This window comes from Stappia albiluteola (assembly GCF_014050225.1).
Classification (GTDB): Bacteria; Pseudomonadota; Alphaproteobacteria; order Rhizobiales; family Stappiaceae; genus Hongsoonwoonella; species Hongsoonwoonella albiluteola.
This window is the reverse complement of the sequence record NZ_JACFXV010000029.1, coordinates 43000-63947: the sequence shown is the minus strand read 5'-3', so window position 1 is coordinate 63947 and position 20948 is coordinate 43000. Positions and strand designations below refer to the sequence as shown.

20 protein-coding genes are annotated in these 20948 nt (G+C 62.9%); 7 read left to right on the top strand and 13 right to left on the bottom strand.

Annotated elements, in window-relative coordinates; translation table 11 throughout:
- Positions 1-38: 38 nt before the first annotated feature.
- From H2509_RS01165 to H2509_RS01150, 4 genes are read right to left on the bottom strand one after another with little or no spacing between them, the layout of a single operon-like run.
- Positions 39-1265 (bottom strand): CCA tRNA nucleotidyltransferase, encoded by a 1227-nt coding sequence (locus H2509_RS01165; RefSeq protein WP_182161465.1) that lies wholly within the window; start codon positions 1263-1265, stop codon positions 39-41.
- Positions 1266-1269: 4 nt separating this feature from the next.
- A complete protein-coding gene (locus H2509_RS01160; RefSeq protein ID WP_182161463.1) occupies positions 1270-1530 on the bottom strand; it encodes a DUF6111 family protein in 261 nt (86 codons plus the stop codon).
- A complete protein-coding gene (locus tag H2509_RS01155; protein ID WP_182161461.1) occupies positions 1530-2213 on the bottom strand; it encodes a CoA pyrophosphatase in 684 nt (227 codons plus the stop codon). Before H2509_RS01155 ends, H2509_RS01160 begins: the two co-directional genes overlap by 1 nt.
- The gene (locus tag H2509_RS01150; protein ID WP_182161587.1) at positions 2210-2773 is read right to left on the bottom strand and encodes a DUF1285 domain-containing protein; all 564 of its coding nucleotides are present in this window, start codon (positions 2771-2773) and stop codon (positions 2210-2212) included. Before H2509_RS01150 ends, H2509_RS01155 begins: the two co-directional genes overlap by 4 nt.
- A gap of 375 nt (positions 2774-3148) precedes the next feature.
- On the opposite strand from H2509_RS01150, the gene H2509_RS01145 reads away from it, so the two are divergent.
- Genes H2509_RS01145 through H2509_RS01130 form a run of 4 tightly spaced genes read left to right on the top strand, consistent with a single transcriptional unit; the run spans position 3149 to position 10010 of the window.
- The gene (locus tag H2509_RS01145) at positions 3149-4123 is read left to right on the top strand and encodes an AAA family ATPase (RefSeq protein WP_209001725.1); all 975 of its coding nucleotides are present in this window, start codon (positions 3149-3151) and stop codon (positions 4121-4123) included.
- A 28-nt stretch (positions 4124-4151) separates the two neighbouring features.
- Positions 4152-5093 carry a DUF58 domain-containing protein gene (locus H2509_RS01140; RefSeq protein WP_182161457.1) on the top strand — a complete coding sequence of 314 codons (942 nt, stop codon included), beginning with the start codon at positions 4152-4154 and terminating at the stop codon, positions 5091-5093.
- The gene (locus H2509_RS01135) at positions 5090-7921 is read left to right on the top strand and encodes a DUF4159 domain-containing protein (protein WP_182161455.1); all 2832 of its coding nucleotides are present in this window, start codon (positions 5090-5092) and stop codon (positions 7919-7921) included. The genes H2509_RS01140 and H2509_RS01135 overlap by 4 nt, the downstream gene beginning before the upstream one ends.
- Before the next feature lie 10 nt (positions 7922-7931).
- The gene (locus H2509_RS01130; protein ID WP_182161453.1) at positions 7932-10010 is read left to right on the top strand and encodes a hypothetical protein; all 2079 of its coding nucleotides are present in this window, start codon (positions 7932-7934) and stop codon (positions 10008-10010) included.
- Positions 10011-10059: 49 nt separating this feature from the next.
- Here the strand turns inward: H2509_RS01130 and H2509_RS01125 are convergent, their stop codons facing one another.
- Positions 10060-10551: a GNAT family N-acetyltransferase gene (locus H2509_RS01125; RefSeq protein WP_182161451.1), complete on the bottom strand. Its 492-nt coding sequence runs from the start codon at positions 10549-10551 to the stop codon at positions 10060-10062.
- A gap of 353 nt (positions 10552-10904) precedes the next feature.
- The gene (locus tag H2509_RS01120; RefSeq protein WP_182161449.1) at positions 10905-11405 is read right to left on the bottom strand and encodes an NUDIX domain-containing protein; all 501 of its coding nucleotides are present in this window, start codon (positions 11403-11405) and stop codon (positions 10905-10907) included.
- A gap of 496 nt (positions 11406-11901) precedes the next feature.
- Between H2509_RS01120 and H2509_RS01115 the strand changes: the two genes are divergently transcribed.
- Positions 11902-12816, top strand: coding sequence for a metallophosphoesterase family protein (locus tag H2509_RS01115; RefSeq protein ID WP_182161447.1), 915 nt, complete (start codon positions 11902-11904; stop codon positions 12814-12816).
- Here the strand turns inward: H2509_RS01115 and H2509_RS01110 are convergent.
- On the bottom strand, positions 12809-13429 hold the full coding sequence (locus H2509_RS01110; RefSeq protein ID WP_182161445.1) for a hypothetical protein: 621 nt from the start codon (positions 13427-13429) through the stop codon (positions 12809-12811). The genes H2509_RS01115 and H2509_RS01110 overlap by 8 nt on opposite strands.
- Positions 13430-13586: 157 nt before the next feature.
- On the opposite strand from H2509_RS01110, the gene H2509_RS01105 reads away from it, so the two are divergent.
- Positions 13587-14069 (top strand): YbaK/EbsC family protein, encoded by a 483-nt coding sequence (locus tag H2509_RS01105; protein WP_182161443.1) that lies wholly within the window; start codon positions 13587-13589, stop codon positions 14067-14069.
- Here the strand turns inward: H2509_RS01105 and H2509_RS01100 are convergent.
- Complete coding sequence (locus H2509_RS01100) at positions 14060-14704, bottom strand: GNAT family N-acetyltransferase (RefSeq protein WP_182161441.1); 645 nt, start codon at positions 14702-14704, stop codon at positions 14060-14062. The two genes, H2509_RS01105 and H2509_RS01100, sit on opposite strands and share 10 nt — an antisense overlap.
- Positions 14705-14919: 215 nt before the next feature.
- On the opposite strand from H2509_RS01100, the gene H2509_RS01095 reads away from it, so the two are divergent.
- Positions 14920-15210, top strand: coding sequence for a hypothetical protein (locus tag H2509_RS01095; protein ID WP_182161439.1), 291 nt, complete (start codon positions 14920-14922; stop codon positions 15208-15210).
- Positions 15211-15228: 18 nt separating this feature from the next.
- Here the strand turns inward: H2509_RS01095 and flhA are convergent, their stop codons facing one another.
- From flhA to fliG, 5 genes are read right to left on the bottom strand one after another with little or no spacing between them, the layout of a single operon-like run.
- Entirely contained in the window at positions 15229-17397 is a 2169-nt protein-coding gene (gene flhA, locus H2509_RS01090) for a flagellar biosynthesis protein FlhA (RefSeq protein ID WP_182161437.1), read from the bottom strand.
- 44 nt (positions 17398-17441) lie between these two features.
- Entirely contained in the window at positions 17442-18803 is a 1362-nt protein-coding gene (gene flbD / locus H2509_RS01085; RefSeq protein ID WP_182161435.1) for a sigma-54-dependent transcriptional regulator FlbD, read from the bottom strand.
- A gap of 23 nt (positions 18804-18826) precedes the next feature.
- Positions 18827-19174, bottom strand: coding sequence for a flagellar motor switch protein FliN (gene fliN, locus H2509_RS01080; protein WP_182161433.1), 348 nt, complete (start codon positions 19172-19174; stop codon positions 18827-18829).
- 8 nt (positions 19175-19182) lie between these two features.
- Positions 19183-19851, bottom strand: coding sequence for a FliH/SctL family protein (locus H2509_RS01075; protein WP_209001724.1), 669 nt, complete (start codon positions 19849-19851; stop codon positions 19183-19185).
- Between the two features lie 44 nt (positions 19852-19895).
- Positions 19896-20948, bottom strand: a complete 1053-nt coding sequence (fliG, locus tag H2509_RS01070) for a flagellar motor switch protein FliG (protein ID WP_182161431.1) — start codon at positions 20946-20948, stop codon at positions 19896-19898.

Here is a 20948-nt window from a genome sequence, read left to right as displayed (position 1 = left end):
AGGCGGTCATTGAAAGTGGCGTGGAGAGCAAAAATCCGTCAACTGCGGGAGATCTCCACCGCGCCCAACAATTCATCGCGGCCGGGCCGGAAATCCTGCTCGATCCAGTGCGCTTCGAGCTCCGACAACCGTTCGCCGACCTGCGGGCCCCTGGGGATGCCAAGTGCGACCAGGTCCTTGCCCTTGACCGGAAAAACGGGCGCAATGAACGAATGGGCGATTTGCAGCAAGGACAAATGGCGCCGATCCATGGGATCGCCTCCCTGCCGCGCCCAGGCGAGCAGAATGCCGTCAACCACCGCTTCCCTGCTCGTGCGATAGATCATTTCCCTTACCTGATGCGTGTCGCTCTGCTTGCCGAAGCGGTCGGCCATATGAAGGGCATGGAGCATGCGCTTCCGTTCGGCATTGGACAGGCGCATGCGGGTGGATATCCGCTCGATATCCTCATCGATGAAGCCGGCAAGCGCAGCCAGGCCAAGGGAAGGCGCACGCGTCTCATGCGCCACGATATCGAGACGGCGCAGATTGCGGAAGTCGACGATCCTCGCAACGCCGGCCAGCACAATTTCGATGATGCCGATGTCGGCCATCAGCGACACGGTGTCCGCGGCAGCTGGCGCCGAGACAAGCTTGCGCATTTCCATGCCGATCCGCTCGGCCGAAAGACGGCGCAGCCCGTCGCGTGCCTCGATTGCCGCATGCAGCCCGGCGGCGTCCAGCGCGCCCGATCCGTATTGGGCATGAAAGCGGAAGAAGCGAAGAATACGCAGGTAGTCCTCGGCAATTCGCGCCGCCGGATCGCCAATGAAACGGACTTGCCGATGGCGCAGGTCCGGGAGGCCGCCAACAGGATCGTAAAGCCGCCCCTGCCGATCGACGTAAAGTGCATTCATCGTGAAATCGCGCCGCTCGGCGTCCTTCAGCCAGTCGCTGCCGAAGCGGACTGTCGCATGTCGCCCATGGGTCTCCACATCCTCGCGCAGCGTGGTGACCTCGTAGGCCACGCCCCGGCTGATGACGGTGATCGTCCCGTGGTCGATACCGGTCGGGATCGCGCGCATGCCGGCAGCCTCGGCTCGGGCAATGACCTCCTGCGGCACTGCCGTCGTCGAGATATCGATGTCGCTGACAGGTACGCGCAGCAATGTGTTGCGAACGGCACCGCCGACCGCGCGTGCCTGGTCGCCGCCGACTTCCAGCGCGTCGAAGACTGCCTGAATCGACGGTGAGGCAAGCCAGTCGGGATTCAGTGTTTCGGCCATGGATCTACTCGTATCGGCCGGGTACGAACTCGCCGTCGCGGATTTCGGCGGGCCGGTACGTCTTTCCTTCCGGCATATGCTCGAATGAGGCGAGGAAAAACAGGCTGGCACTCACGATCACGATCCCGCCGAAGGCGAGCCAGATCAGCGGCCCGCTGCGCCAGTTCTCGGAGGTCTGCGCCTTCCGGTTTATCCAAAGCCAGAACGCATAGCCAATGAAGGGAATGAGAAACAGCAGCAGGTGAGTGAAAATAATTCGCAGCATCAACCATATACCGTGTCATAGAGCAAACGGATGATACCTGCGGTAACGCCCCAAATATAGCGCTCGCCATAAGGCATTGCGTAGAAATGTCGTCTCTCACCTGCCCAGACGCGGCTCTGACGCTGGTGATTTGCAGGATTCATCAGAAACGACAGCGGCACTTCGAAGACATCAGCGACCTCGCCGGGGTTGGGTACCAGCCGCGGGGCGGCTTCAATGATCCCGATGACCGGCACGACCTTGTAGCCGGACCCCGTCAGATAGGGCGGGAGGGAGCCGATCGTGCGAACGAAGTGGGGGGATAACCCGATTTCCTCATGCGCCTCCCGCAATGCGGCGCCGACGGCACCATGATCGTTCGCGTCTATCTTGCCGCCCGGAAAGGCAACCTGTCCGGCATGAGACGCCAGGTGCTCGGTGCGCAGCGTCAGCAATACCGTCGGATCCCTGCCGCGATCGACGATCGGGATCAGCACGGCCGCATCCTTCAGCGGATCCTTGCGGTTCAGAAAGCGAGAGCTGCCAGGATTGAGAATGTGGTCGCCCGCCTCCCGTCCGCCGGCGGCGGCAAGGCGGGCCTCCGCACGCAAACGAAAGTCGACGACCGAGAGCCGCTTGCCCGGCGGGCCGTGATCTTCCGCGATCGGGACGCGGTCATCTTCGTGGCGTTCCCTCAAGGTCATTCCACCTCCGTGCCATCTCTCGCCTCTGCCGCCGGCAGGGCGGGAAAGAAAGTGCCGCCGCTCCATATGCCGACCATGGGCAAGCCGTCGATTTCGCACTCCTCGAAATGATCGGCGATCTGGTGCAGCAAAGGCCGGGTAAGCAATGCCTCCAGTCCGCCGCGTACGAGAACATAGGGCTTGAGCCCTCCCGTGCCTTCCTCCGTGGCGAAGCGCATCGGATGCCTCGGACCAACTTCCACCACATCGCCGACATTCGTGCGACAGGTTACCAGCGTCCCTTCCCCTTCGCCCGAGACGTGCAGTTCGACCGCCAGGAACGGTGCATCGTCCACCTTGATGCCGATCTTTTCCACCGGCGTGACCAGATAGTGCTTCCCGTCCTCGTCCTTTCGCAGCACGGTCGAGAACAATCGGACGAGACTCTCTCGCCCTATGGGAGAACCAAGATAGTGCCAACGTCCGTCGCGGGTAATGCGGATATCGAGGTCGCCGCAAAATGGCGGGTTCCAAGCCTCCACGGGCGGCAAAGAACGTTCCTGCCCCTGCGCCCTCGACATCAACGCCTTCAGCCCGGCCGGCAAGGGGCGCCCGGCAGGGTCGGCGTCATCATCAGCGATATTTTTCGTTTCCTGCACGTTGTCCTTGCCTTGATTTGGCCCATACCCTGTCATGAGATCGGATTTTGTAATGCCAATGCAAGAGCGTCTCGCCTTTTTGGAATTGCGGATCGATCATGCAGGCTGCGGGATCATGACGGCAAATTGACCGGCAAGTTCTGAAACGCAGGGCTTAAGTCGGGCTCTTATTGGTGTCAAACTCGCGAATGCTGCCGATCGTCCCGATTTGAGTCGGATGAAGGCGGGTGCCATGACGGCGTTAAGCAGGAGGCTGAGTTCAAGATGAGCGCGTTGACCACTGCAGGAGAAGCCGACATGGATGCAATCGTCCGCGAAACCGAAGCCGCGGTGGAACGCATCACGGCGGCAAGGGCGGAAATCGCACGCGTCATCTTCGGCCAGGAAAGCGTGGTCGAACGGAGCCTGGTGACCATTCTGTCCGGCGGTCACGGATTGCTGGTGGGCGTACCCGGCCTCGCCAAGACGAAACTCGTGGAGACGCTCGGGACCGTACTGGGTCTTGCCGCCAGCCGCATCCAGTTCACGCCGGATCTGATGCCTTCCGACATCCTGGGCGCGGAAGTCCTGGACCAGGCGCCGGACGGCACACGCTCCTTCCGCTTCATTCCCGGCCCGATCTTTTCGCAACTCCTGATGGCGGATGAGATCAACCGCGCCAGCCCGCGCACGCAGTCGGCGCTGCTCCAGGCCATGCAGGAATATCATGTGACGGTTGCCGGCCAGCGCCACGACCTGCCACGCCCCTTCCACGTGCTCGCCACGCAAAACCCGCTGGAACAGGAAGGCACCTATCCGCTGCCGGAAGCCCAGCTCGACCGCTTCCTGATGCAGATTGACGTGCATTACCCCGACCGGGAAGCCGAGAGGCGCATCCTGCTCGAAACGACCGGCGCGAACGAGGCAACCGCCGAAGCGATCATTACAGCCGGCGAACTGGCGGGTTTCCAGAAGCTTGTGCGGCGCATGCCCGTCGGCGAGAGCGTTGTCGAGGCGATCCTGGAACTGGTGCGGTCCGCACGCCCCGGAGAAACCGGCGGCGACGTCTCGTCGTTGCTTGCCTGGGGAGCGGGTCCGCGCGCCAGTCAATCGCTTATGCTGACGGTTCGCGCCCGGGCCCTGGTCGACGGCAGGCTCGCGCCTTCGGTCGACGACGTGCTGGCACTCGCCGAGCCCGTCCTGCAACACCGCATGGCACTGACTTTCGCCGCTCGCGCGGACGGGCATACAATTCGCGACGTCATCAGCCGCATCAAAGCCCGTATCGGCTGAGGATGATCGGATAGGTAGGCCTACGTCCATGGCATTGGCCCGAGGGAGTGGCGACAACAAGGACGTGATCGAGCGGCAAAGCTGGCCGCAGATCCTGACCGATTCGCGCCAGATCGCCGACGCGCTGCCGGATTTGCTCGTGGAAGCGAAGCAGGTGGCCAACACCTTGGTCGTCGGCTGGCACGGTCGCCGGCGCGCGGGGCCGGGTGAAAGCTTCTGGCAGTACCGTCCATTCACCGCCGGCGAACCGATGAAACGTATCGACTGGCGCCGCTCTGCCCGTGATGATCACCTCTACGTTCGCGAGCGCGAATGGGAGGCCGCCCATACGGTGTGGCTGTGGGCGGATCTGTCGGCTTCGATGGCTTTCCGCTCCAGGCTCGCACCTGTTACCAAGCGCGACCGCGCGCTCGTTCTGCTGCTCGGGCTTGCCGAACTTCTTGCAAAGACAGGCGAGCGTGTCGGCCTGCCCGGCGTCAGGCGACCGACCTCCGACCGACAGTCCGCCGAGCGGATCGCAGCCTCCCTCACCCATGTGAGCGAACCTGCATCCCTGCCGGACAACCACGAAATACGCCGCTTCTCGGACGTTGTCGTCTTCGCCGATCTGCTGGACCCGATCGAAAAGATCACCGGATGGATCCGTCAGGTTGCGGCGACCGGCGCACGCGGCCACCTCGTCATGGTGCTCGATCCGATCGAGGAAACCTTTCCCTTCTCGGGCCGTACCGAGTTTCGCGATCCAGAAAGCGGAGAACGCCTGACCGCGGGTCGCGCGGAGGAGTGGCGCAAGGCCTATACCGACAGGCTGGAAGCCCAGCGTGAGACGATCCGCGACCTTGCCCGCAGGGCTGGTTGGACATTCGTTCTGCACCATACCGATCGGCCTGCGTCCGAACCGTTGCTCCTGCTTCACAGCAGGCTCAGCGGTAATCTGGAAGCCGCAGGCCTGGGAGGGCATGCGCCATGAGCTTCTTCCCGATCGGTTTCACAGCGCCGTTTGTTCTATCCGCCTTGCTGCTGCTGCCCGTAATCTGGTGGCTTTTGCGCCTGACCCCGCCACGACCCAGACAAGTCGCCTTTCCGCCGACGCGGCTGCTCTTCGACATTGAAAAACGGGAAGAAACGCCGGAAAAAAGCCCTTGGTGGCTGACGCTCCTGCGGCTTCTGCTCGCCGCCGCGCTGATTGTCGCGCTGGCGGGGCCGATCTGGCGGCCGGCGGCCGACACGATGCCTGGCAAAGGGCCGCTATGGCTGTTTGTCGACAATGGCTGGAGTTCCGCCAAGGGCTGGCAAAACATGCAGGCGCTCGCAGAAGAACTCCTGGATACCGCCGGCCAACGCGGCGCGACCGTTCTTTTTGCTGCAACCGCCGACGGTGCGAGCCAGCCGCTGATACCTCAAAGTGCGGCGGAAGCGCGCGACCGGCTGCGCGCGCTCGAGCCGCGCGCCTGGCCGACCCATCGCGCAACGCTGACCACTGCCTTGCGCAAGGCCGCCACGGAAGAGCAGCCAGGCGCGGTCGTCTGGTTGACCGATAACCTTTCCGATGCCGGTAGCGACGCCTTCCTTCGTGACCTCGACGCAATGAGCGGAGACGCCGGCGTTAGCGTTTACGAAGGTCTCGATATCCCGCTCGCACTGGCTGGCGCCCGCAATAATGCCGACGCGCTGACTGTTGCGGTGCTTCGCAGAGATGGCGGGGCGGAAAGATCTGCGACGATCCGCGCGCTCGATCTCAAGGGACGGGTGCTTGCGGAGACCGAAGCGCGGTTGGAGGCAGCCGCCACGAATGCCGAAGCACGCTTCGACCTTCCCGTGGAACTGCGTAACGACGTCGCGAAGCTTGAGGTAGCAGGCGAAGAGAGCGCCGGCAGCGTCCAGCTTCTCGACGATCGCTGGCAGCGGCGCTCGATCGGGCTTGTATCCGGCGCGTCGGTCGACCAGGCGCAGCCGCTGCTTTCGCCGCTCTACTATCTGCAGCGTGCCCTGTCCCCCTTCGCGGAACTGCGGGTACCGCGCGATGCCGATCTCGCCCGCGCGGTGCCGGACCTCATCGAACAGGGGGTCTCGGTTCTCATTCTCGCCGATGTGGGCAGGCTCCCCGACAACGTCGCCGACAGGCTGGCGCGCTGGGTCGACGACGGCGGGATGCTCGTCCGCTTCGCCGGTCCGCGCATGGCCGGTGGGGCCGACGACCTCACGCCGACGCGACTTCGTGCAGGCGACCGGTCGTTGGGCGGCAGCCTTTCCTGGGAGGAACCTCAGCCGCTGGCCGCCTTCTCCGAAAACTCGCCCTTTGCCGGGCTGGAGATACCCGGCGATGTCACCGTCACCCGGCAAGTACTGGCGGAACCGAGTGCCGACCTGCCCGATCGCTCCTGGGCACTCCTGAGCGACGGCACTCCTCTTGTCACAGCCTCTCTGCGGGGGCGCGGCCGCCTGGTCCTGTTCCATGTGACGGCGGATACCAGCTGGTCGAATCTGCCGCTTTCGGGCTCGTTCGTGGAAATGCTACGCCGGATCATCGCCATCGCCGACGCCTCCCGGCAAACGGGCGAAGGCCAGGGCACTTCGAACAGCAGCGTGGAACAGGAGCGGACCATGCTGCCGCCCTTGCGCACGATGGATGGCTACGGCCACTTCTCCACGCCGGGCGCCGATGCTCTGCCTATTGCGGCTGATGCATTTGACGAGGTGGAGGCAAGCCGAACTCATCCGGCAGGCATCTACGGCAGCGAGGACGCTTTCCGCGCCCTGAACGTCTTCAGGGATGGCGATGCATTGAGGCCGCTCGATCTCGGTCCGCTCGCCGCAAAAGCCCAGCGTCTTGCCTATCCGACGGCCGGGCCAACTGAGCTCGCACCGGTCTTGCTGATGATGGCGCTTGCCCTTCTGCTTGCAGATGCCATTGCCATGATCATGCTCAGAGGCGACCTTGAGCGGATCAGGCATGGAATACCGTTGCGCAGCGGTATCGTGATCCTCATGGCTGCGCCCCTGATCCTGGCGCTTTCCGGAGAGGGACGCGCACAGGATACTTCCAGCGATCTTTTCGCCCTGAATGCCACGCTCGATACCAGGCTTGCCTATGTGGTCACCGGCGACCCGGAAGTGGACGGCACGAGCCAGGCCGGTCTCCTGGGGTTGTCGCGCTATCTCATGCAACGAACGGCACTTGAGCCCGAAGCGCCGGTCGGCGTGGATATCACGCAGGACGAACTGTCCTTCTTTCCGCTGCTCTATTGGCCGATCACAACGACGATGCCTGTTCCTTCCGACGACACGATGGCACGCATCGATGCCTATATGCGGAACGGCGGCACGATCCTTTTCGACACCCGCGACCAGCTCAGCGCCGGACTTCAGCCATTCGGGACGACCGAAAACGGCGCCCGGCTGCGGGCAATTCTCGAAGACCTGGACATTCCTCCGCTGGAGCCCGTGCCGATCGATCATGTGCTGACCAAGGCCTTCTATCTGCTCGATCAATTTCCCGGGCGCTACTCTGGAAGCCCGCTTTGGGTCGAAGCGATCGAACCGCAGGCCAACGAAGGCAGCCGCCCGGTCGTTGCCGGCGACGGCGTATCGACGATCATGATCACCGGCAATGATTTCGCCGGGGCGTGGGCGACGACGGAGACCGGCACTTTCCTCTTCGCCACCGTGCCTTCGGACCCTGCCCAGCGCGAATATGCCTATCGCTCGGGCGTCAATATCGTGATGTATGCGCTGACCGGCAATTACAAGGCGGATCAGGTGCATATTCCGGCCCTGCTCGAAAGGCTCGGCCAATGAAGGAGATGTCGTGATCTGGTCGCTCTCCTTTGACCCGCTCGTACCGGTCTGGCTGTTGCTGACGGCCGCAATAGCCGGCGCAGTCGTGGCCCTGGTAGCCGCGTTGTTGCGATTGCGGGCATGGCCGCTTCGCGCCGCCGCGATAGCTCTGACACTGTTCGCTCTCGCCGGGCCCGCGATCGAGCGCGAGGATCGGGAACCGCTGTCGAGTATCGTCGCCGTCGTTGTCGATGACAGCCAGAGCCAGACCCTCGCGGATCGCGCGGCAACCGCTGAAGCGGCCAGGGCCGCTTTGGAAACTCGCCTGAAAGCGCTTTCGGGCTTCGAAATTCGCACTATTCATGCCGGGCGCGGCGACGGCGCTCACGCCGACGGAACCGCGTTGTTCGGCGCTCTCGCGCGCGGTCTTTCGGACATCCCGCCCGAACGGGTCGGCGGTGCGGTCCTGATCACAGACGGGCAGGTGCACGACATTCCCGAGAAAGCCGCCGAACTCGGATTCGATGCGCCGCTCCACGCACTGGTTACCGGCACGGCCGATGAAATGGACCGCCGCCTTGCCATAGGCAAAGCTCCGCGCTTTGGCCTCGTCGGCTCGCAACAGCTTGTCACACTTCAGCTTCAGGATCGCGGCCTCGCCACCGGCGGCGACCGGGCGCGCATCGTCATCCGGCGCAATGGCGAGGTAATCGGCGAAGAACGCGTCGCGCCTGGAGCGACGGTGGACATACCGGTGGAGATCGCCAATGGCGGCGACAATATCTTCGAATTCGCCGCGGATGCGCTGCCGGGAGAGTTGACCGACATCAACAACCGCGTCGTGGTGACGATCGATGGCATACGGGAAAACCTGCGGGTTCTCCTGGTTTCGGGCAGCCCGCACGCGGGTGAGCGAACCTGGCGCAACCTGCTGAAATCCGACGCTTCGGTCGACCTCGTGCATTTCACGATCCTGCGGCCACCCGACAAGCAGGACGGAACGCCGATCAACCAGCTGTCGCTGATCGCCTTCCCGACGCGCGAGCTCTTCTCGGTCAAGATCGACGAGTTCGACCTGATCATATTCGATCGCTACGTCCGGCGCGGCGTGCTGCCCCTGCTCTATTTCGACAATATCGCGCGCTACGTGAAGGAGGGCGGCGCGCTGCTAATTGCCGGCGGCCCGGACTATTCGGAAGGAGGCAGCATCTATCGAACGCCGCTCTCAACGGTCCTTCCCGCCGAGCCGACGGGCAGCCTTTTCGAAGAACCCTACCGCGCGGAAATATCGGACACCGGGAATCGCCATCCGGTGACGCGCGGCTTGCCGGGCTCAAGCTCCGAGCCGCCGGCCTGGAGCCGCTGGTTCCGCCTGGTCGACAGCAATGTGCTGGAAGGCGAAACGCTGATGACAGGTCCTGAGGAGCGGCCATTGCTCGTGCTCAACCGCAAGGAGCAAGGCAGGGTCGCGGTATTCCTTTCCGATCACGTCTGGCTATGGGCGCGTGGCTACGAGGGCGGCGGTCCGCATGTACCGCTGCTGCGCCGGCTTGCGCATTGGCTGATGAAGGAACCGGATCTGGAAGAGGAGGCGCTGCGGCTCACCGCGCGCGGCTCCGAGGTTATCGTCGAAAGGCAGACGATCGGTGATTCCGTTGGCGATATCGTGCTGACCCTGCCATCCGGCGAAACGCGATTGCTGACGCCGACCGAAACGGAGCCGGGCTTGTGGCGAGCGTCCGCTCCCGCACCCGATCTCGGTCTCTATGCCGCCGATGACGGGACGCGGAAAGCTCTGGTAAATGTGGGTCCGCCAAATCCGCGCGAATTCACCGACGTGCTTTCGACTACCGGGACGCTCGCGGACCTCACGGCGGCGACCGGCGGCAGCGCCACGCGCCTCAAGGATATCGGCGGTGACCTCGAAGTGCCGCGCGTCGTTTCGCTGAGACGCGCCGCGGACTATTCAGGCAGCGGCTGGATCGGCTTCAAGTCGACCGACGCGAGCGTCCTCAAGGGCATCGACCGTTACCCGCTTTTTGCCGGCTTCCTCGGTCTTGCGATCCTGCTTGGGGCCGTTTCAATGGTCTGGTACCGCGAAGGACGGTAGACGGTGGCCTGGATCGCTTTCAGGACAAGAGATCGCCCCAGCATATGCTCTAGGCTCCGCGCACGAGGCCCTGGGGGATGTCGCCGCCGACCAGCCGCGCAACGAGCAGCCGATTGAGATCAACCGGGCCGGGCAGACTGATGCGGCCGAACGGGACACGCTCGAAACCGAGCGGCCCGTAATAAGGTTCGTCTCCGACAAGCAGGACGTGGGTTTCGCCCAGCTTGCCCGCAGCTTCCAGCGCCGTGCGGACAAGGGCGCGGCCCAGCCCGCGATTCTTGTAGGTCGGCGATACGGCAAGAGGTCCAAGCAGAAGCGCGCTGCTCTTCCCGATACGAATTGGCGTCAGGCGGCAGGAGCCGGCGATCTCATCGCCGATCAAACCGACGAAGCTGAGGCCGGCATGATGCGGGACCCCCTCGCGAATCCGGAAGGCGGTACGCGCGAAACGGCCCGGTCCGAATGCTTCGGCCTGCAGGGCCTCGATGGCTTCATTGTCGGAAGGCGCTTCAAGCCGGATCAGCCAGGAAATCGGCATCATTTCAGTCTATCCATTCGGTCGGCATCTGCTTGGTCTAGCAAGGTGCACGGGGAAGATTTCATCCCTTCCGGACCGTCGGACAGCTGTAAGCCAGAAATGGATCTGCCGCGGTCGGATCAGGACGCAAGGAAGCGGGCGCTCGAGACATCGTCTCGTCGCGGGCTTCGTCGTCGCTGATCGCAATACCTGATCACGGCGTTCAAGATCCGGTTCATCGACTGAAGAGGGCGGTGCGCGACACGCAATCGCCGAATATCCTGCCGATAGCACGGAGGACTTGCGCCGTAAAGCGACGTGTGACGCATCGAACCGGAACTTGCTGCCGAAATCGCAGGCAACGCCGAACACACGGCCTACCACAGACGGGCCGGCGCCTCCTCGCCCGCCAGTTCGCGCAGCCTTCGACGCGTGGAGGGCGTAACGTCGTCTGGAAGAGCGGCCGCCTCGAAAAATCGCGCTTCGGCGATCTCGCGATTGGCGGTAAGCGCTGCCGACGTCGGTTCCCAGGCAATAACGCGATAGAGGGCGACATGGTCGCGCCGGCTGCCACGGGGATTGTGGTACAGCGCGAACAACTCAAGCGGCGCCGTGGCGCGAAGCCCCGCTTCCTCCAACAACTCCCGCTCCGCTGCTTCCGGAATGGCCTCGCCCGCATCGACACCGCCTCCGGGGAGATACCAACCTTGCAGATAGGTGTGGCGAACGAGAAGGATGCGTCCGGCTTCGTCCCTTACGGCAAGACGCACTCCGATCGTCATGGCTCTCCTGAAGAGGCCCGCAACCGGGATGAGGCGGCGAAGCAGCCGTGTCTTCCACAAAACCTTTGGGTCGCCTGCCTGATTCGACAAGGTCATGAATATTTTCCTCTTAGCGGCGAACCGGCAGCCATAGAACCATCGGCCGTTGGGTTTGCCAGGCGGGATATATCTAAACCATTGATCCGCCTCTATCTTTAATTACCATGCGTAAGGTGCATGGGTGCAATGCAGAAGCGAAGGTTGTGCGTCGCAACATCGGAGCATAGATCATTGCTCGTGAAATGAGCATGTCCTGCTCATGATGAATGCAACTCCAATCTCTGGCTTATTGGTTCACGAAACCTGATCCAGGAAGCTTTAGGAGGCTTCCATGTTCGCTTTTCTATTTTCTTCCCGTCGCAAGCGCCGTTTCCAGTGGAAGCCGGCGGTGGACCTTTCCAATCCGCGCGTTGCGGCTGCGCTGAGCACCTTCACCAATAACTGATTGACGCCCGCCTTCGCATGCGGGACAGGCGCCATGCTCGCCGGCAAACGGTGATACGTGCGACTTTCCCCTTGACCTTGCGAGGCTGACGCCAAAGATGGGCCGGCAATGTTTACCCTGGCCCATCTTTCCGACCCCCATCTCGGACCGTTGCCCGACCCACGCTTTCGCGAACTTCTTTCAAAGCGCGTGATCGGGTACGTCAACTGGCGGCGTAACCGCGCCAGGTCGATGGGCGGCGACTATCTGGCAACGCTGATCGCAGATATCCACGATCAAAGACCCGACCACATCGCCGTCACGGGCGACTTGGTGAACATCGCGCTGGATCGGGAAATAGCCGCTGCGCAAACATGGCTCTCCACGCTCGGAGGAGCCGATACCGTATCCGTTGTTCCCGGCAATCACGATGCCTATGTTCCCGGCGCCATTCGCCGTGCGACCGACGCCTGGACCGCCTATATGCGGGGAGACGCAGAAGAGGGAACCGCCTTTCCGTATGTGCGGCGGCGCGGCCCCGTCGCCTTTATCGGCGTATCGACGGCGCGTGCCAGCGGCCCATGGTTCGCGACCGGACGGGTCGGCTCCAGACAGACCAAACGCCTCATAGATGCTCTGGCCGGCCTCCGCGACGAGGGGCTGTTCCGGATCCTGCTCATCCACCACCCGCCGGGACGCAAGGCCACGAGTTGGGTCAAGCGGCTGACTGACGCGTCGAGGCTGAGAGCGGCCGTCAAGCTTTCCGGCTGCGAACTCGTCCTGCACGGGCATACGCATCTTGCGACGCAGGCTTCGATAGAAGGGCCGTCAGGCGATGTACCCGTAATCTGCGTGCCGTCGGCATCCAATGCGCCGGGAGGCAAGCGACCGTCGTCCCGTTACAATCTTTTCCGGATTTCAGAGACAGGGAACGGCTGGCGGTGCCAGATGGAGGAACGCGGCTTCAGGGACAGGTCCGGCGGCGTGATCCGTCTTGCGGAAAGAGATATACCGATCCCGAACGGTCGCGCCGGTATTAATTGATGGGGTTTGCGAACCAGGCAAATCCGACGAGGCCGACAATGCCTACGAGCAGACCGATGGCAAACGCGGCAAACGGTCCCCACATACCACGAACGTTCGGCACCGGAAGCTGGCCGTCTGCGGCCTGCGGCGCCGCCTTGGCGTGTGTTGCGGGCGCTTCTTCCGGCTTGGATTTCAGTCGCTTGCTGAGCCAGTCGCCTTCCACGACCCTCTCGCGCTCGAGCACACGCTCGGCGATATACTCCGTGATACAATCGGCCATGTCGTCGATCTCAGGCGTCTCGAGGATCACCGTCCGGCCGAGCCGCGTATCCTTGACGAACCGATAGATGCGCTTGTCGCGCCCCATCACCACATGGCTCGTGATATCGATCCACAGGCGCGGCGTGGTGCCGGGAACGATCTGGAAGGAAAACTGATCATCGTCTTCCGGCACTTCCTGGAAGACGTCCTGCAGTTCCTCGGCCAGGAGCTCAAGCCGCGCCCTTTCGGATTCCTGCAGTTCGACGACCACATCCGTCCTTTCCACCTCGGCCATGCGTACCTTGCGGATGGCTTCCCGCAGGCTGCGAACCTTTGCGTGAGGGACAACATTGTCGCGCGATTTGGTCATTCCGGTCCTCGGGCTGTCTCGGGCCGATTCAGGTAAACAGTTTCTTAAATTTAATGCTTACCACAGGGATCGCGTTGCGAAACCTTGCCTCACCATTCACAAGAGTCCATCCACGAACAAAGATGGTTTCATGGTTAACACGAATTGAGGCATTGCAATGGCTTCTCTCACAAGTATCGAGCGAGTCGTCCTGGCAGCGCAACGTTCGGGCATCACGATCACACCTGTCACGATGCCGTCGTCCACAAGAACTGCCGGGGAAGCGGCGGCCGCCTGCGGATGCGAGCTCGGTCAAATCGTCAAATCCCTGATTTTCCGCGGCAGGGAAACGGCAAGACCCTACCTATTGCTGGTGTCGGGCGCCAACAGGGTCGACGAAGCCCGCACTGCCCTTGCGATCGGCGAAGCCCTGGAGCGTCCGGATGGTCGCTGGGTACGTGAAACGACCGGATTTGCGATAGGGGGAATACCGCCATTCGGCCACGACTGCGACATGCGTGTCTTTCTGGATGCAGACCTGCAGGCCTACGATACAGTCTGGGCCGCCGCCGGTACTCCGAATGCCGTCTTCCAGATCGGTGTCGACGACCTCATCAACGCGGCGGCACCCAAAATCATCCCTCTGAAGCTTCAAGAATGAGCTTCCGGTTCATCCGGTCTTTCACCCGTGGGAATGAAAGGAAGGTGCGGCGCGGCACTTTCGGGCATCAGGCCTGCCTCGCGCGGATCGTCGGCGATTTCGATCGCGCGCTTGTAGGGAGCAAAGCCGACACTCCGGTAAAAGCCCAGCGCCTGAGGACTGTCCGCCGTACAGGTGTGCACCCAGAAGCGTTCCGTGGCCGGGCGCGACCAGACAAGTTCCAGTGCTCGTGCCATCAGCCAGCGACCTGCCCCGCCTCCGATCGCATCGGGAACCAGCCCGAAATAGGCCAGCTCGACATTTCGCGGATCCTGAAAATCGAGCTCCAGCATGCCGACGGCCTTGCCATTCTTCCTGGGCAAATAAAGCTCCCGGGTCGGTTCCGCAAGGAGGCGGGATAGTTCCTCGTCATCCAGAACGAGGCGACCGAACCAGAGCCAGTCCTCGCCGATCTCCCGGAACAGCCGGCGATAATCTGAAAGATCGGCCTGCGTCACGCGCTCCAGACTCAGGTCAGGGCGCTCGGCGGCTGCGAGAAGCGGCCTTGCCCGCATTTCGAGATAGGTCACGATGGTCGCAACCTTGCCGGAAGGGAGGTCGGTATAGCCGTTCAGGTCAAAAAGCTTGTTCTGCATTGCGTCGGCGCATCTCCCGATCAACTGGCCAGCCTTTCAAAAAGCCTGGACCGTGTTCCGGTCTCGCGACTCCTTGAGGCTTGCTTCATGCCAAGCGACCGGCTCCTCCGCAACCCGGGATTTGGGAATTTTCGTCACGTCAACGGACCAACGACATTAACTAACCATCAACGGCCGCCTCGCTATACTTCACCCAACGTCAAATCAGGTGGCACATGGCTGCAATCGGTTCGAGTTCCGGCTTTGGCTATCGGAAGCTCTACGCAACTTCCTCACGCCAGAAGACCACGGTCTATCAGGATCTCCAGCAACGGCGGCTGAAGCGCCAGCAGGCGGAAAAGCGCCTGCAACGCCTTCAGGTGCTCTCCAGCGGTATCACCAATGTCAATGCCGCTCTCAATGATGGGCAGAACTCGATCCTCTACAATCGTATAATCGCCCGTATTAAGGCGGAGGCCGAGGCTCGTTTCAAGAAGGCTCGGACATCCCTCGACATATCCATTTGATTGGGCAAAATGCCTACTTCAAACGCTGCCCACTGTTTTCAACCGCACCTTCGAGTGAATTTCCGCCTGGCTCATGACGGTGGTGTGCGCTCGGAATCGCTCCACGATCGATCGAACGAACGGCCGTGTCTGGGCGGACGTCAGAAGCACCGGCACCTCGCCCGCCTGCGCTGCCGCCTCGAAGGCATCCTTCACGCCCTTGACGAATTCCTGCAGTCGCGAAGGCGCCATCGCCAGGTGACGGTCCTCACCGTCGCCGACAATGGACTCAAGGAACGCCTGCTCCCATTGCGGCGACAGGGAAACGAGGGGTAGATAGCCGCCGGGCGCCAGGTTCGCCGCACAGATCTGGCGAGCGAGGCGGGTACGCACATGTTCGGCTATGGTTGCGGGGTTGCGCGAGAAGCCGCTGGCCTCCGCAATGCCTTCCAGGATCGTGCCGAGATCGCGGATCGAGATGCGCTCGTTGAGGATCGCCTGCAGCACGCGCTGGATACCGGAAATGGTGATCTGCGAGGGTACGATATCCTCCACGAGCTTGCCCTGCTCGGCCGGCAGTTCCTTCAGCAGTTTCTGCACATCGGCGTAACTCAACAGTTCCGCGATATTGGTGCGGATCGTCTCCGTCAGGTGAGTGGCGAGCACGGTCGCCGGATCGACCACCGTATAGCCGCGCAGCGCCGCGTCTTCCCGATACTGGCCTTCCACCCAGGTCGCCGGCAGGCCGAATGTTGGCTCCGTGGTGTGGGTTCCCGGCAGCTTTACCTGTCCGCCCTGCGGGTCCATGACCATGTAGTGGCGCGGGAAGATCTGGCCGCGGCCGGCCTCGACCTCCTTCACCTTGATCATGTAGTCGTTCGCCCCGAGCTGGATGTTGTCGAGAATGCGGACCGGCGGCATGACGACGCCCATGTCGCCTGCGATCTGGCGGCGCAGCGCCTTGATCTGCTCGGTCAACTGATCGCTTTCGGGGCCATTGCCGTTGATCATCGGCAGCAGGGCATAGCCAAGCTCGATGCGCAACTCGTCCATCCTGAGTGCGTCGGAGATCGGCGGCTCGGCGGGCGCGGCCGGCTGCTCGGCAATCTGCTTGGCAACCTCCTTCTCGACTTCCTGTTCTTTTAGTTGCCTGCCCGAACGAAGGGCGAGCCAACCGGCAAGGCCGGCGATGCCGAGGAACGGCACGACGGGGATGCCCGGCAGCATTGCCAGCACCACCATCACGAAGGACGACATGCCAAGCGCCTTGGGATAGCCCGTGAACTGGCTCGCAAGGGCCTTGTCGGCGGCGCCGCGCACACCCGCCTTGGAAACGAGGATGCCGGCGGCAGTCGAAACGATCAGCGCCGGGATCTGCGAGACAAGACCGTCGCCGATTGTCAGAAGCGTATAGGTCTGCGCGGCGTCTCCGAAGGAAAGTTCCTTCTGCGCGACGCCGATGATGATGCCGGCAATGATGTTGATAAAGGTGATGAGCAGACCGGCAATGGCGTCGCCGCGCACGAACTTGGAGGCACCGTCCATGGCGCCGAAGAATGCGCTTTCGTCTTCAAGGTTCTTGCGGCGTTGACGGGCGTCCTGTTCATCGATGAGGCCCGCGGAAAGGTCCGCGTCGATCGCCATCTGCTTGCCGGGCATGGCGTCCAGGGTGAAACGCGCGGCGACTTCCGCGATACGGCCCGAGCCCTTGGTGATGACCACGAAGTTCACGATCACCAGGATCGCGAAAACGATGATGCCGATGACGAAATTGCCGCCCATGACGAAGCTTCCGAAGGCTTCGATGACATGGCCGGCTGCCGAGGTTCCTTCGTGGCCGTTGGCCAGGATCAGCCGCGTCGAGGCAAGGTTAAGGGCCAGCCGCAACATCGTGGCGATGAGAAGCACCGTGGGAAACGAGGAGAATTCCAGCGGTTGCTGGATGAAAAGACCCGTCATCAGGATGAGGACGGAGAAAACGATCGAGATGGCCAGGAACATGTCCAGCATCACCGCCGGCATGGGCAGGATCAGCAGGACCAGGATCACCATCACACCGAAGGCGAGGCCGAGATCGCCGTTGCGGATGGTGCCCCAGAGCTCCGAAATGCTGGGCAGGGCGAATGCCGGAGAGCCGGTGCGCACGGCACCGGCTTCCACCTTCTTCACGTTCGATGGAGTGTCACTTGCAACCGGTACATCAGTCATCGAAATCGCCCGCTACCCTGAAATCCGTATGATGCCGAAGCTGTTCAGAAACCGACTGCGCGGGCCTCGCCCGGCGCCGGCACGGGCACGCCTTCGTCGACATACTGGTTGAGCTTGTTGCGCAGGGTCCGGATCGAGATGCCTAGGATCTTCGCCGCGTGGGTGCGATTGCCCAGACAATGGTCCAGCGTATCGAGGATCAGCTCGCGCTCGACATCGGCAACCGTGCGCCCGACCAGCGCCCGGCTGACCGCTTCCGCGGTCGCCGCCGCCCGCGCGGCCGGCTCCTGGCGGCCCGACATCGGGCTGCCATCCGGCATCAGGATCGCCTCGACGGCGATTTCGTCGCCTGTCGCCAGCAGAACGGCGCGATGCATCGTGTTTTCCAGTTCGCGCACGTTGCCGGGCCAGGGATTGGCGAGCAGGGCGTGGCGCGCATCCTGGCCGATCGGGCGAGCCGGCAGGCCGTTCACCTGCGCGTAGCGTTCCGCGAAATGGTTGGCGAGCTCCAGGATATCCGCCGGCCGCTGGCGCAGCGGCGGGAGCTTCAGGTTCACCACATTGAGGCGGTAGAGCAGATCTTCGCGGAAGGTATGGTTTCGCACCGCTTCGGCTAGATCCCGGTTGGACGTCGCGATGATGCGGATATTGACCGGAACCGGACGCGTGCCGCCGACGCGGTCGATCACCCGCTCCTGGATGGCGCGCAGCAGCTTTGCCTGCAGGCGGATATCCATTTCCGAGATTTCGTCGAGCAGCAGCGTGCCGCCGTCGGCTTCCTCGAACTTGCCGATCCGCCGCGCGATCGCGCCGGTGAACGCCCCCTTCTCATGCCCGAAGAGTTCGGACTCCAGAAGCTGCTCGGGGATCGCCGCGCAATTGATCGAGATGAAGGGCTTCGAAGCTCGCGACGAGCGAGCATGGACATGGCGCGCAATAACCTCCTTGCCCGATCCGGATTCGCCGGTGATCAGGATCGAGGCGTCGGAAGGAGCGACCTGCTCCGCCAGACGAACCACGGCGGCCATCGCGTCATCCCGGTAGATGATCGCGCTGCGTTCCTGGGCAACGGCAGCCAGGACCGCGGCAATCAGTTCCGGGTCCGGCGGCAGCGGGATATATTCCTTCGCGCCGGCCCTGATCGCGTTCACGGCGGCCGTCGCGTCAGTCTTGGTGCCGCAGGCGACGATCGGCAGATGGATGCGTTCGACCTGCAGCCGCTCCACCAGGTCTGCAATGGCCAGACTGACATCGATCATCAGGAGATCGGCGCCCCGCCCGGCCCGCAACACCTTCAGCGCCTCTTCTATGGTCGTCGCGTGGGTGACGGTCGCGCCGCGATCCATGGCGATTTTCGAGGCTGCGATGAGCTGTCCGCCAAGCGTTCCGACGATAAGCAGTCGCATGAGCAATCTCCAATGCGGCCCGATCAGCGATCGGACTTGATGATTTCCGTCATGGTCACGCCAAGCTTGTCCTCCACGAGGACGACTTCGCCGCGCGCCACGAGCCTGTCATTGACGTAGATATCGATCGCTTCGCCGACCTTGCGGTCGAGCTCCAGCACTGTCCCGGTGGACAGGCGAAGCAACTCGCTTACATGCATCCGCGAATGGCCGAGGACGGCCGAGATCTGGACCGGCACGTCGAAGACGGCCTCCAGGTCGGCAGCGGCGCGGGCAACGGAATGATCGTCTTCCTCGCGAGCGCCCTGCGCGGTCATCGCGTCCAGCTCATCGAGAGGAATGTTGTTTTCCAGGTTCTTCTGGTCAGCCATGGTCGGTCTCACTCCTCATTCGGCGTTTCCGCCTCGGCCTGGCGGCGGGAGCCAAGATAGCGTCGGGCGGCCTGGTCGATCTGGCGCTCGATTTCCTTGCGGTCGCGGACGATGCCGCCGTCCGCCCATTCGATCCGGCAATCGCCGCGCTCGATATCCGGCTCCCCCAGGATCACGAGGCGGCCCTCGAATCCCTTCTCATGGGTAATTGGTTCCAGGCGTTCCCTGAGCGCTTCGACGTCCCCTTCCCTGACCCGGATGACGAGGTGCGGTGCCTTGCGCAGCGGCCCCATGCACTCGGCAATGAGGGCGACCATCTCGCCAAGCGGTTCCCTTGCGATCAGATGGGCGGAAAGCCGGCGGGCGACGAGAAACGCCAGAGCGATCGCATCCTTCTCCCGGCGCTGGCCATGCGTATCGAGTTCGCCCAGCAGGCCCGCAACCTCCGAAGCCAGCCTCCCCACTTCCGAACTCAGCTTTGTCTCGGCGGATTGCGATCCTTCAGTGCGGCCAGCGGCGCGCCCCTTCTCGAAAGCCTGCTTTTCCGCCGCCGCCAGACGAGCCTCGTGCTCCGCCACCGGCATCATCGGGATTTCCGGCACAGGCGGCGGCGCATCTTCGCGCTCCGCGGCACCGGGCGTGAAATCGGTGTCGAACAGGAAGCGGGAAGGCCTCATCTTGAAATCCGTCACATCGTTCATCATTGCGCTGCCCGCCGGCCTCAGTAGATAAGCTCGTCGTCGCCCTTGCTCTTGGAGAGCATGATCTCGCCCTTGGCCGCGAGGTCCTTGGCCGTGGCGACCATTCCGGCCTGGGCTTCGTCGACGTCACGCAGCCGGATCGGCCCCAGTGCTTCCATGTCGTCCCGCATCAGTTTCGCGGCACGCGCAGACATGTTCGAGAAGAAGAAATCGCGCACCGCGTCGGTCGCGCCCTTCAGCGCGATCGCCAGGCGGTCCTTCTCGACGTTGCGCAGCAGCGTCTGGCAGCTCGCGGCATCGAGCTTCATCAGGTCGTCGAAGGTGAACATGAGAGTCTTGATGCGCTCGGCGGAATCCCGGTTCTCCTCTTCCAGGGCCGCGATGAACCGGGCTTCCGTCTGGCGGTCGAAGTTATTGAAGATATCGGCCATCATTTCGTGGCTGTCGCGCCGGCTGGTATTCGTCAGGTTCGACATGAACTCGACGCGCAGCGTCTGTTCGACCTTCTCCAACACTTCCTTCTGGATCGCCTCCATCTTCAGCATGCGGTTGACGACTTCGAGCGCGAGGTCTTCCGGCAGGATGGAGAGGACGCGGGCGGCATGGTCCGCCTTGATCTTCGACAGGACGACGGCGACGGTCTGCGGATATTCGTTCTTCAGGTAGTTCGCGAGGACGTTCTCCTGAACGTTGGAGAGCTTCTCCCACATGTTGCGGCCGGCAGGACCGCGGATTTCCTCCATGATGATCGCGACGCGGTCCATGGGCAGGAACGTGTTCAGGAGCCGTTCGGTCACATCCACGTTGCCGGTAAGCGAACCATGGGTCGACAGCTTCTTGACGAAATCGACGAAGAGCCTTTCCAGCATGCCGGGTGTTACAGGGCCGATCTGGGACATTGCAGCCGAGATCTCACGCACCTCGATTTCGTCGAGCTGCTCCCAGATCCTGCGGCCGTGCTTTTCACCAAGAGCAAGCAGCAGCACGGCGGCACGCTCGGCGCCGGCGAGCGTACGGTCCATGCCGGCGTCGCTGACCATCAGTTGGGTCGAAACCTGATTTGCCTCGGCCAT